The 11,701-nt window shown below is 70.2% G+C and carries 9 protein-coding genes; 7 read left to right on the top strand and 2 right to left on the bottom strand.

The annotated features are described in order from the left end of the window. Positions 1–6 precede the first annotated feature (6 nt). Both B2K11_RS15275 and B2K11_RS15280 read left to right on the top strand, forming a co-directional pair. The gene (locus B2K11_RS15275; protein ID WP_163619415.1) at positions 7–1,680 is read left to right on the top strand and encodes a PAS domain-containing sensor histidine kinase; all 1,674 of its coding nucleotides are present in this window, start codon (positions 7–9) and stop codon (positions 1,678–1,680) included. Next, positions 1,677–2,843 carry a hypothetical protein gene (locus B2K11_RS15280; RefSeq protein WP_163619417.1) on the top strand — a complete coding sequence of 389 codons (1,167 nt, stop codon included), beginning with the start codon at positions 1,677–1,679 and terminating at the stop codon, positions 2,841–2,843. The genes B2K11_RS15275 and B2K11_RS15280 overlap by 4 nt, the downstream gene beginning before the upstream one ends. Before the next feature lie 103 nt (positions 2,844–2,946). On the opposite strand, the gene B2K11_RS15285 is transcribed toward B2K11_RS15280, so the two are convergent. Further along, entirely contained in the window at positions 2,947–3,741 is a 795-nt protein-coding gene (locus B2K11_RS15285; protein ID WP_163619419.1) for a response regulator transcription factor, read from the bottom strand. Between the two features lie 472 nt (positions 3,742–4,213). On the opposite strand from B2K11_RS15285, the gene coaE reads away from it, so the two are divergent. From coaE to uvrB, 3 genes are all read left to right on the top strand, one after another. Further along, on the top strand, positions 4,214–4,837 hold the full coding sequence (gene coaE / locus B2K11_RS15290) for a dephospho-CoA kinase (protein WP_163619421.1): 624 nt from the start codon (positions 4,214–4,216) through the stop codon (positions 4,835–4,837). Positions 4,838–4,908: 71 nt separating this feature from the next. Beyond that, complete coding sequence (locus B2K11_RS15295; protein WP_163619422.1) at positions 4,909–5,580, top strand: hypothetical protein; 672 nt, start codon at positions 4,909–4,911, stop codon at positions 5,578–5,580. 81 nt (positions 5,581–5,661) lie between these two features. Then, positions 5,662–7,743 carry an excinuclease ABC subunit UvrB gene (uvrB, locus tag B2K11_RS15300; protein ID WP_163619424.1) on the top strand — a complete coding sequence of 694 codons (2,082 nt, stop codon included), beginning with the start codon at positions 5,662–5,664 and terminating at the stop codon, positions 7,741–7,743. 71 nt (positions 7,744–7,814) lie between these two features. Here the strand turns inward: uvrB and B2K11_RS15305 are convergent, their stop codons facing one another. Then, on the bottom strand, positions 7,815–8,069 hold the full coding sequence (locus B2K11_RS15305) for a hypothetical protein (protein ID WP_163619426.1): 255 nt from the start codon (positions 8,067–8,069) through the stop codon (positions 7,815–7,817). A gap of 133 nt (positions 8,070–8,202) precedes the next feature. Here B2K11_RS15305 and B2K11_RS15310 point away from each other — a divergent pair, with 133 nt between their 5' ends. Together B2K11_RS15310 and uvrA are read left to right on the top strand one after the other, a co-directional pair. Beyond that, the gene (locus B2K11_RS15310; protein ID WP_163619532.1) at positions 8,203–8,616 is read left to right on the top strand and encodes a MarR family transcriptional regulator; all 414 of its coding nucleotides are present in this window, start codon (positions 8,203–8,205) and stop codon (positions 8,614–8,616) included. Positions 8,617–8,794: 178 nt separating this feature from the next. Further along, positions 8,795–11,701, top strand: a complete 2,907-nt coding sequence (gene uvrA / locus B2K11_RS15315; RefSeq protein WP_163619534.1) for an excinuclease ABC subunit UvrA — start codon at positions 8,795–8,797, stop codon at positions 11,699–11,701.

Genomic DNA, 11,701 nt, shown 5'->3' on the forward strand with positions numbered 1-11,701 from the left:
CGCGGTATGACCGCCGCGATGCCGGGCGACCCGGGCGCGCCCGCGGTGCGCTCCCGCCCCGGTGTGACCGCACCTGAGGCCGCCGATCGCACCCGGGGCCGCCACGCGATGCTCAACCAGCTGCTCCTCGCGGCCGTGGTGTTCGTGTTGGGCGTCCTGGTGGCCGTCGGACCGTTCGGCGGGGAGCCGGTGCTCTTCTTCAGCGGCGTCGTCGTGGTGGTCGTCGTCACCGCGGCGACGCTGGTGGTGCCCTGGAGTCGCCTGCCGTACGGATGGGTCGCGGTCGTGCCGGCGGTCGACATCCTGGCCATCACGCTCATGCAGATCGCGGCGCCCGACACCGTCCTCGGCCTGTTGTGGATCTTCCCGACGACGTGGCTCGCCGGCGGGTTCGGACTGCTGGGGCTCTTCGGCGTGATCGTGGCGATCGCGGGAATCGTGAGCGTGCTGACCGCCCTCAGCGCCACCGAGGTCACGTACCGCACGCTGCTGCTGCCGCTGGTGCTGTTCGCCGTGGCCGCAACCAGTCACCTCAATTCCCGCCGCTCCGATGCCCAGCGCATGCTGCTGGCCAAGCAGTCGCAGCTCCTGCAGAGCATCCTGGCGCGTACTCGACGCCAGGAGCAGGTCGTGACCGAGGTGCTCGACGCTGTCGATTTCGGTGTCGTCCGCATCAGCCCCGCCGGACGCGTCGCCGTCACCAACGAGGCGCACGGGCGACTTCAGCAGGGCTTCGAGGCGGACGACGACCGCGCCGAGGTTCCGGCGTTCCGCGACGATGGCACCTCACCGCTGCCCGCGGACGAGCTTCCGCTCGAGCGCGCGCGCCGCGGCGAGGCGTTCGACGATCAGGTGGTGTGGTTCGGCGTCGAGCCGGGTCCGCGCCGCGCGCTCACGATCACCGCGCGCCGGCTCACCGATCCCGACGGCGCGGACGCCGGCGCCGTGGTCGTCTCGCGGGATGTGACGGCCGAGCTCACCGCGCTGCGCGCACGCGACGACCTGGTCGCGTCCGTGTCGCACGAGCTGCGCACCCCACTCACCTCGATCCTCGGCTACCTCGACCTCGCGATGGAAGATCCCGACACGCCCGATGCCGTGCGCGCCAGCCTCGACGTCGCCGAGCGCAACGCCGAGCGGCTGCTGCGCATCGTTGCCGACATCCTCGCCGCGTCGAGCTCGTCGCCGTCCTCGGTCGAGGCATCCCTCGCGCCGCAGCCCGTCGACGCGCGCGAACTCGTGGCAGCCGCCACCACCGATGCCCTGCCGCGCGCGGCAGGGCGCGCGATCACGATCGACGTCAGCGGGCTGGAACCAGCCACGGCCTGGGCCGATCCTCTCCGGCTGCGCCAGGTCGTCGACAACCTGGTCTCCAACGCCATCGCCTACAACAAGGACGGCGGCACCGTCTTCGTCGGCACGACGACCGACGGCGCCTCGAGCTGGATCCTGGTGCGCGACACCGGCGTCGGCATCTCCGACGCCGACCGCTCCAGGCTCTTCCAGCGCTACTACAAGGCGGGCACCGATCGGCGGGCCGGCACCGGTCTCGGCCTCGCCATCACCCGCGACATCGTGCGCGCGCACGGGGGAGAACTGGCCCTGCACAGCGCGCCGGGAGTGGGGTCCACCTTCATCGTGAAGCTGCCCGCGATCGCCCCGGAAGGAGACGCACCATGACTCTGGATCTGGCGAGCGTGCACATCATGACCGCGCTGGTCGTCAACGTCAGCGGCGTGCTGTTCATCATGGAGACGCTGCTGCGCCGTGACGAGGGAGCGGGGCGCATCTGGTCGATCGGGTTCCTCTCGGCCATGCTCACGACACTCGCGTACACCGTGTGGGTGCAGTCCGACGACGCCTGGTGGGCCATCGCCGTCGGCAACGCCGCTTTCGTGGCCGGCACCGGATGCATGTGGCTGGGATGCCGCCGCTTCAACGGGCGCCGCATGCGATGGTCGTCGATCCTCGTGGCGGTCGCCGTGGTCGCGGCCGCGCTCGGCGTGGCGTTCGAGGGTCCGGACGGCGGCGACTGGGCGGGCGCGCTCTGGATGTTCGTGCCGCTGCTCGGATTCGCCGGCGCCGGAGCGGTCGAGTGCCTCCGGGGCGAGATGCGGGAATCCCGGACGGCCTGGGTGCTCGGCGCGGTGCTGGGGTTCCAGTCGCTGTACTACGTGTCGCGCACGACAGCCTTCGTGACGTCGGGCCCCGACAGCGCCCTGTTCCAGGCGGCGTTCGGCACCGTGAGCACGAGCTTCCTCACGGTGACGCTCACCATTGTGGCCGTCGTCGTGACCTCCGTGCTGCGGGCGAGCCGCGCGCCGATGCGCGGCTACCTGCGCGACGCGCGGGCGGTCGACCAGGAGCAGGGGATCATGAGCGACGAGTCCTTCGCCGTTCTCCTCGAAGGCATCTGCCGGCGCGCAGCACGGCGACATGAACCGGTCGCGGTGACCGCCGTCCGCCTCGATGACCTGGATCCCATCTCGACTGCTTTCGGCAGCGACGTGGCAGGATCGGTCGCGGCCACCTGGCGTGCCGGGGTGCGGCGCCACGCGCCGACCAACGCCGTCGTCGGACAGGACGGCCCGACCGGGCTCGTCGTCGGGCTCGCCGTCGTGTCCGCGCAGGAGGCGCGACGTCAGGCCGGCATCATCTACCGCGGCCTGTTCGACGACCTCGGCAAGGTCGGCGGGGGAGTGATCCCCGTCGTCGGCGTCGGCGTCGCTCTGAGCGAGACGGCCGGGTACGACGCGGTCGAGCTCATCCGTGCGGCGCGAGAGGCCGCCAGCCGCGCGGCCGTGGAAGTCGAGACGTCCGTGCTGATCGACGACGGGGAGTAGCGGCTCCGCGCGCGCCTTCGGACCGGGTGTGGGCGGCGGTGGCTGCGGGCCGACGACTCGCCCGCGCGTGGCGCAGGCTGCGGCGACGATCCGCCGCCTTCGTTCACGCCGTCAGTCGGTAGCCGACGCCGCGGACCGTCTCGATCCAGCGCGGCTGCGCCGGCGACTCGCCGAGCTTCCGGCGCAGATTCGCCATGTGGACCTCGATGGCGCGCGCATCGCTGTCGGACACGAAGTCGCTGACCGCGTACTGGTCGCCGCGCAGCATGAGGGCGAGGTCCGACTTCGCGCGCACGCGCCGGCCAGCCACCAGCAGGTCGGCGAGGATGTCGAACTCGCTGCGCGTCAGCTCGACGTCGTGGTCGTCGACCTTGACCACGTGGATAGCGGCGTTCAGACGCAGTCCGTGGTGCTCGAGCCAGGAGTCCTCGGATGCTCCCGGCGCCGCTGCGGTCTCGCCGTCCGGCGGCGCGACGTGCCGTGGGCGCCGCAGCATGGCGTCGATGCGCGCCCGCAGCTCGCGAGGGCGGAACGGCTTCGCGACGTAGTCGTCGGCGCCTGCTTCGAGTCCCTGCAGTGCGTCGATCTCCTCGCTGCGCGCGCTCAGCATCACGATGTAGGTCGAGCTGATGGCGCGGATGCGCTTGGCGGTCTCGAAGCCGTCGATGCCGGGCATGTTGACGTCGAGCGTCGTGACGAGCGGCCGGTGCGCGCGGACCAACTCGACGCCGTCTGTGCCGTTGGCGGCGCCGTGCACCTCGAACCCGGCCTGGGCGAGGACCGTCGACAGGAGCGAACGGATGTCCGCTTCGTCTTCGATCACGACGGCGACGCGCGCTTCTTCCACCGCTCCACCCTCCGGATCCGGGTGTGCCGACGGATCCTGGACGTCGGTCATGATATCCCAGAACGCGCGGCGGAACGGGTGGGACGGGGCCACGGTCACGCAGCGTGTCCGGACGGAGGCGGCTCGCGGTGCCCGCCGGGCACTCGCCTGCGCGACGCTCCCGCGGCGGCACGGGCCGCGCGGAGGGCGGGAGATCTCCCCACATCCCGCCCTGCGCGCGTCCTCGGTGCACGGACCTCGGTCGCCATCGTCCCCACGCGGGCGACCGGTCCGCACCTCAAGACGATCCACTCGCCCCCGTCGTCGCGAAGACGGCAGGTGCGGTGCGCGCAGCAGGACGCGGAGCTGTCGTACGCCACACCGTCGTCTTGCACGGCGTCGCGTCCGACGTTCACTTGCGCCCTTCCCCAGCTGCACGTGTGGACTGTCTCTCGGGTGTCCCGAGGCTATCGCCACCTCCTCAGCGCACGCTCAGCCCCGCCTCAAGAACCGGTCAAGGAGTCCGGCGTGGCATGCTCGATGCATGCCCCTCGTCGCCCTCACCGGAGGCATCGCCTCGGGAAAGTCCACCATCGCCGGTCGCCTGGCGGAGCGCGGCGCCGTGGTCGTGGACGCGGATCAGCTGGTGCGCGAAGTCCAGGCGCCGGGCTCTCCGGTCCTGGCGGCGATCGCAGAGACCTTCGGCGAGCGGATGCTGCGGCCCGACGGCTCGCTGGATCGCGCGGCGCTCGGCACCCGCGTGTTCGGAGACGCGGCGGCGATCGCCCAGCTCAACGCGATCGTGCATCCGGCTGTGCGCGCCGAATCCGCGCGCCGTTTCGCGGCGGCGTTCGCGGACGACCCCGATGCCGTCGTCGTCTACGACGTGCCGCTGCTCGTCGAGGCGCGCGTGGACGACCCGTGGCAGCTCGTCGTCGTGGCGCACGCTCCGGCCGAGGTGCGCATCGAGCGGCTGATCGGACTGCGCGGGCTGAGCCCGGCCGATGCGGCAGCACGCATCGCGTCGCAGGTGCCGGACGAGGCGCGACTGCGGATCGCCGACGTGGTGATCGACACGGCGGGCACCCTCGACGACACGATCCGCCAGGTGGACGCGCTGTGGGAGAGCCTCGACGACCACGTGGCGCGACGCGGGGATCGCTCGTAGAGAGCGGTTCCGCACCATTCCGCCGTCGGGTGGCGCGGGCTACCCTGGAGTGAGACCGAAGGAGGTGTCGCATGGGTGTGCTCTCGAGGTTCCGGCGGCGTCGCGGCCCCTACCGTGCGGCCACGGAGGAAGAGCGCATCTCGCGCTACGTCTACCTGCTCGGCACGCTTCCGGCATCGGTGATCGAGAGCGCTCACGCCTCGGCGTTCAAGGACCTGCCGCCGGAGCGCCGCCGCGAGCTGTTCGAGCAGCTCCGGCCGTTCCTCGCGGAGTCTGAGCGCGATGTCGCCGCCGAAGACCCGTCCGTGATCGCGAAACTCGTCCGTCGTGCCGAAGAGCACCGTGCGGCGCGCGCGGCCGACGCCGGGACGGATGCCGCGGCCCGAGCCGCCGCGGATCCCGCGCGCACGGCGGTCGCGGTCGACGACGGCGATCCCCGCGACGGCGTGGACGTGCAGCGGATGCTCCTGAACGTCGGCGTCATGACGATCGTGGCGCAGCAGTTCCTGCTGTCGAGCTCGGTCGCGGCGTACTACACGGTCGGCGCCGGTTCGATCGGCATCGGCTCCGAGCCGGCGTGGGTCGGCGAGACCTATGACCCGGGCGCCGCCGGCTTCGACGGCGGCGGTGGTGCGGGCGGTTACGACGCCGGTGGCGGCGGATACGACGGCGGTGCCTTCGGCGGATTCGACGCGGGCGGCTTCGGCGGCGGGTTCGACGGCGGCGGCGGCTTCGGAGGCTGAACCCCACGCGTCGGCCGGGTGGCGGCATCCGCTCGTCGCGAACGCCGCCCCGATGTCGGGGGCGCCGCCTACGCTGGAACGGTGCAGACCACTCGATCCGTGCGGCCGTTCGAGGTCGTGAGCGAATTCGCCCCGTCGGGCGACCAGCCGCAGGCGATCGCCCAGCTGGCGGCGCGCATCAACGCCGGCGAGACCGACGTCGTGCTGCTCGGTGCGACGGGCACCGGCAAATCCGCGACGACGGCCTGGCTCGTCGAGGCCGTGCAGCGGCCGACCCTGGTGCTCGCGCACAACAAGACGCTGGCCGCGCAACTGGCGAACGAGTTCCGCGAGCTCATGCCGCACAACGCGGTGGAGTACTTCGTCAGCTACTACGACTACTACCAGCCCGAGGCGTACGTCCCGCAGACCGACACCTTCATCGAGAAGGACTCCTCGGTGAACGCCGAGGTCGAGCGGCTGCGTCACTCGACCACCAACTCGCTGCTCAGCCGGCGCGACGTGATCGTGGTCAGCACGGTCTCGTGCATCTACGGTCTCGGTGCGCCCGACGAGTACCTGCGGGCGATGGTCGCGCTGCAGGTGGGCGAGGTGTACGACCGCGACGCGCTGATCCGCAAGTTCATCGCGATGCAGTACAACCGCAACGACGTCGATTTCTCACGGGGCAACTTCCGTGTGCGCGGCGACACGATCGAGATCATCCCGGTGTACGAGGAGTACGCCATCCGCATCGAGATGTTCGGCGATGAGATCGAGGCGCTCTTCATGCTGCACCCGCTCACGGGCGATGTGGTGCAGCGGCTCGACAGCGTGCCCATCTTCCCGGCGTCGCACTACGTCGCCGGCACCGAGACGGTGCAGCGCGCCATCGGCACCATCGAGGACGAGCTCGCCGAGCGGCTGAAAGAGCTCGAGTCGCAGAACAAGCTTCTCGAGGCGCAGCGTCTGCGCATGCGCACCACGTTCGACCTCGAGATGCTGCAGCAGCTGGGATTCTGCTCAGGCATCGAGAACTACTCCCGCCACATGGACGGCCGAGCCCCCGGCGAGCCCCCGCACACGCTGCTGGACTTCTTCCCCGACGACTTCCTCATGGTCATCGACGAGTCGCACGTCACCGTGCCGCAGATCGGGGCGATGTACGAGGGCGATGCCTCGCGCAAGCGCACGCTGGTCGAGCACGGGTTCAGGCTGCCGAGCGCTCTCGACAACCGGCCGCTGCGGTGGGACGAGTTCAAGAACCGGGTCGGCCAGACCGTGTACCTGTCCGCGACGCCGGGCCGCTACGAGATGGGGATCGCAGACGGCGTCGTTGAGCAGATCATCCGTCCGACCGGCCTCATCGACCCCGAGATCGTCGTGAAGCCCTCGAAGGGGCAGATCGACGACCTTCTCGAAGAGATCCGGCTGCGCGCGTCCCGCGACGAGCGCGTGCTCGTCACGACGCTCACGAAGAAGATGGCCGAAGAGCTGACCGACTTCCTGGGCGAGCACGGTGTGCGGGTGCGCTACCTCCACTCCGACGTCGACACGCTGCGCCGTGTCGAGCTGCTCAGCGAGCTGCGAGCCGGCGTCTACGACGTGCTCGTCGGCATCAACCTCCTCCGCGAGGGCCTGGACCTGCCCGAGGTGTCGCTGGTGTCGATCCTCGACGCCGACAAGGAGGGGTTCCTCCGCAGCGGCACCTCGCTGATCCAGACGATCGGTCGCGCGGCGCGCAACGTCTCGGGCCAGGTGCACATGTACGCCGACACGATGACGGACTCGATGGCGAAGGCGATCGACGAGACCGACCGTCGTCGCGAGAAGCAGATCGCCTACAACAAGGCGAACGGCATCGATCCGCAGCCGCTGCGCAAGCGCATCGCCGACATCACCGAGGTGCTCGCGCGCGAGGCTTCAGACACCGATCGGATGCTGCGGGGCAAGGCGGCGGCGAAGACCAAGTCCGGCATGGGCAAGAGCCCGACGCCGCAGCTGCGACGAGAGGGCATCGCGGCCGAGGGCGCCGAGCAGCTGGAGGCCACGATCGCCGACCTCAGCCAGCAGATGCTCGCGGCGGCCGGCGAGCTGAAGTTCGAGCTCGCCGCGCGCCTGCGGGACGAGGTGCAGGACCTCAAGAAAGAGCTGCGCGCCATGGAGCGCGCGGGGCACGCGTAAGGCGTCCGACGGCGCCTGCGCCGCAACACGAGGCGCCGCAACACGCGCGCCGCAGCACCGGCGCCCGCGGGTCAGGGGCAGTGCAAGAGGGGCTTCGGTCCCGAGCGGTCGAAGGTGTGTCGGGTGATCGGTGCGCCGCACAGCGGACAGGCGCGCTCGGCGCGTTCGGCGGCGCTGGGTGGAGGAGCCGTCTCGTACGGTCCGACCGCGGCCGGGCCCGCCACGCGGATCAGGTTCGCGTTGAGGAAGGCGTACCAGCCGCCGGCCTCGCGCACCCGTTCGCGGAGTGGGCGGCGGGCGTCGGGGGAGGCATCCTGATCGGGCATGTTACTTAGTGTACTAATGATTAGTGCGATATAGGATACCTCCGTGACCTTGCCCACCTCCTCTCCGCCGCCCGCCGAAGCGTCGAGCGGAGTCTCCGAGAACGCGGGCACCGCTGCACTCAGCCCCGACGACCTGCTCGCACTCGACAACCAGGTCTGCTTCGCACTGGTGACGGCCGCGCGCAACGTGGTGGGGCTGTACCGGCCGATCCTGGAGCCGCTCGGCCTCACTCATCCGCAGTACCTCGTCATGCTCGCCCTGTGGGAGCGATCGCCCCGATCCCTGCGCGAGCTGGCCTCCGAACTGGCGCTCGAGCCGGCCACGCTCTCACCGCTCGTCAAGCGGCTGCAGTCGCAGGGGCTCGTGACGCGTGCCCGCCGCGGCGGCGATGAGCGTGTTCTCGACGTGGGCCTCACCGATGCCGGGTTGGCACTGCGCGAGCGAGCGCTCGACGTTCCCGGTCAGGTGATGGCGAGCGCGGGCACGGATGCCGATGCGCTCTTCGCCCTGCGCGACGCACTGCGGCCCTTCTCCGGCGCGCGCTGACGTTGCGACGGCCGCCGCTCAGAGGCCGCAGAGAAGGCGCCTCGACGGAGTCGCGAAGCGTGACCGGGGGAGTGGGCATGGTCGTCTTCGCCCATGGCGAACGGCTCCCAGGCCCCATGTCGGAGGCCCCGCCTACACTTGACTGGTGCCCATCGTCCCTGTCGCCCTGCCCGCGAACCTGCCCGCAAAGACCGTCGGCGGCACCAGCGGAAAGCTGAGCGTCCGCGGTGCCCGCGTGCACAATCTGAAGGACGTCGACCTCGACATCCCACGCGATTCGCTCGTCGTCTTCACCGGTCTGTCCGGCTCGGGCAAGTCGAGCCTCGCGTTCGACACGATCTTCGCCGAGGGCCAGCGCCGCTACGTCGAGTCGCTCAGCGCCTATGCGCGGCAGTTCCTCGGCCAGGTCGACCGGCCCGACGTCGACTTCATCGAGGGACTGAGCCCCGCGGTGTCGATCGACCAGAAGTCGACCAACCGCAACCCGCGCTCGACGGTCGGCACGATCACCGAGATCCACGACTACATGCGCCTGCTGTGGGCGCGCATCGGCGTGCCCCACTGTCCCGAGTGCGGCGAGGTCATCCAGCGCCAGACGGTGCAGCAGATCGCCGACCAGCTCGTGGAGCTCCCCGAGCGCACGCGCTACCAGATCGTCGCGCCGGTGGTGACCCAGAAGAAGGGCGAGTTCGTCGACCTCTTCAAAGAGCTCGGCGCGAAGGGCTACGCCCGGGCGATCGTCGACGGCGAGCTGATCCAGCTGGCCGAGCCGCCGGTGCTCAAGAAGAGCTACAAGCACGACATCGCGGTCGTGGTCGACCGCCTCGTCGCGGCACCCGGCATCCTCGATCGCGTCACCGACTCCGTCGAGACCGCGCTGTCGCTCGCGGGCGGCGTGTTGCAGATCAACTTCGTGGACGAAGAGGGGGATGCCGCGTGGCAGTCCTTCTCCGAGAAGCTCGCCTGCCCCAACGGCCACCCGCTGCAGCTGACCGAGATCGAGCCCCGCACGTTCTCGTTCAACGCGCCGTTCGGCGCCTGCCCGGCCTGCTCGGGCCTCGGCACCCGCATGTCCGTCGATGTCGAGCTGATGCTCGCCGACGACGAGCTGTCGATCCGCGAAGGTGTGCTCATCCCATGGACGACGCAGGGCAAGGGACTCTTCCAGTACTACGAGCGCCTGCTCGAGGGCCTCGCGAACGACCTGGGCTTCTCGCTCGACACGCCGTGGAAGAAGCTGCCCTCGGACGTCCGTGAGGCGGTGCTGCGCGGCGAGAACTACAAGGTCACCGTGCGGTGGAAGAACCGCTACGGCCGCGAGATGCGCTACTCGTCGGGTTTCGAGGGCGTCGTGCCCTACATCGAACGGCAGTACACGCAGGCCGAGTCCGACACACAGCGTCAGCGCTGGTCGGAGTACCTGCGCGAGGTGCCGTGCCCGGTGTGCGACGGCGCCCGGCTCAAGCCTGAGGTGCTGGCCGTGCAGGTGCACGGGCATTCGATCGCGGATGCCTCGCGCCTGAGTCTCGGCGAGGCGCGGGAGTACTTCGCACAGCTCACGCTGACCGAGCGCGAGGCCACGATCGCTGCCCAGGTGCTGCGCGAGATCCGCGTGCGGCTGGACTTCCTCATCCGTGTCGGCCTCGACTACCTCAGCCTGAGCCGCGCCGCCGCGACGCTGTCCGGCGGCGAGGCCCAGCGCATCCGCCTGGCGACGCAGATCGGGTCGGGCCTGACCGGCGTGCTCTACGTGCTCGACGAGCCGTCGATCGGTCTGCACCAGCGTGACAACCGCCGGCTCATCGAGACGCTGGTGGCGCTGCGCGACCTCGGCAACACGCTCATCGTCGTCGAGCACGACGAAGAGACGATCCACGCCGCCGACTGGGTCGTCGACATCGGCCCGGGTGCCGGCGTCAACGGCGGCGAGGTGGTCCACTCCGGTCCGATCGAAGAGCTCCTCGCCGACCGCGACTCGATCACCGGCGACTACCTGTCGGGGCGGCGCGCCATTCCGACGCCGAAGAAGCGCCGCAAGATCGATAAGAAGCGCCAGGTCACCGTCGTCGGCGCGCGCGAGAACAACCTCAAGAACGTCACAGTCGACTTCCCGCTCGGCGTGCTCACCGCGGTGACCGGCGTGAGCGGCTCCGGCAAGTCATCGCTGGTCAACGGCATCCTGTATCAGGTCCTCGCGACCCGTCTCAACGGCGCGCGTCGCGTGGCGGGCAAGCACACCCGCGTCACCGGTCTCGAAAACCTCGACAAGGTGGTGCACGTCGACCAGGCGCCGATCGGCCGCACGCCGCGCTCCAATCCCGCGACGTACACCGGCGTGTTCGACCGCATCCGCACCCTCTTCAGCGAGACGCCCGAGGCGAAGGTGCGCGGCTACCAGCCGGGTCGCTTCAGCTTCAACGTCAAGGGCGGACGCTGCGAGGCCTGCTCGGGTGACGGCACGATCAAGATCGAGATGAACTTCCTGCCCGACGTGTACGTCGACTGCGAGGTCTGCCACGGCAAGCGGTACAACCGCGACACGCTCGCGGTGCACTACAAGGGCAAGAACATCGCCGAGGTGCTCGAGATGCCGATCGCCGAGGCGGCGGAGTTCTTCGAGCCGATCCAGGCGATCCACCGCTACCTCAAGACGCTCGTCGACGTCGGCCTCGGGTACGTGCGGCTCGGCCAGTCCGCCACGACGCTGTCGGGCGGTGAGGCGCAGCGTGTGAAGCTCGCCACCGAGCTGCAGCGCCGTACCAACGGCCGGTCGATCTATGTGCTCGACGAGCCGACGACGGGCCTGCACTTCGAGGATGTGCGCAAGCTACTCGAGGTGCTGAACGGCCTCGTCGACAAGGGCAACACCGTCATCGTGATCGAGCACAACCTCGACGTGATCAAGTCCTCGGACTGGGTGATCGACCTCGGACCCGAGGGCGGCGCCGGCGGCGGCGAGGTCATCGCGACCGGGACTCCCGAGCAGGTGGCACGCGTCGAGGACAGCCACACCGGAATGTTCCTCGCCGAGGTGCTGGGAGTGAGCGCGCCCGCGGAGCTCGTCGGGGCCCGCAAGGCCGGCTGA

It is taken from the genome of Microbacterium sp. B35-30 (assembly GCF_010634855.1).
GTDB lineage: Bacteria > Actinomycetota > Actinomycetes > Actinomycetales > Microbacteriaceae > Microbacterium.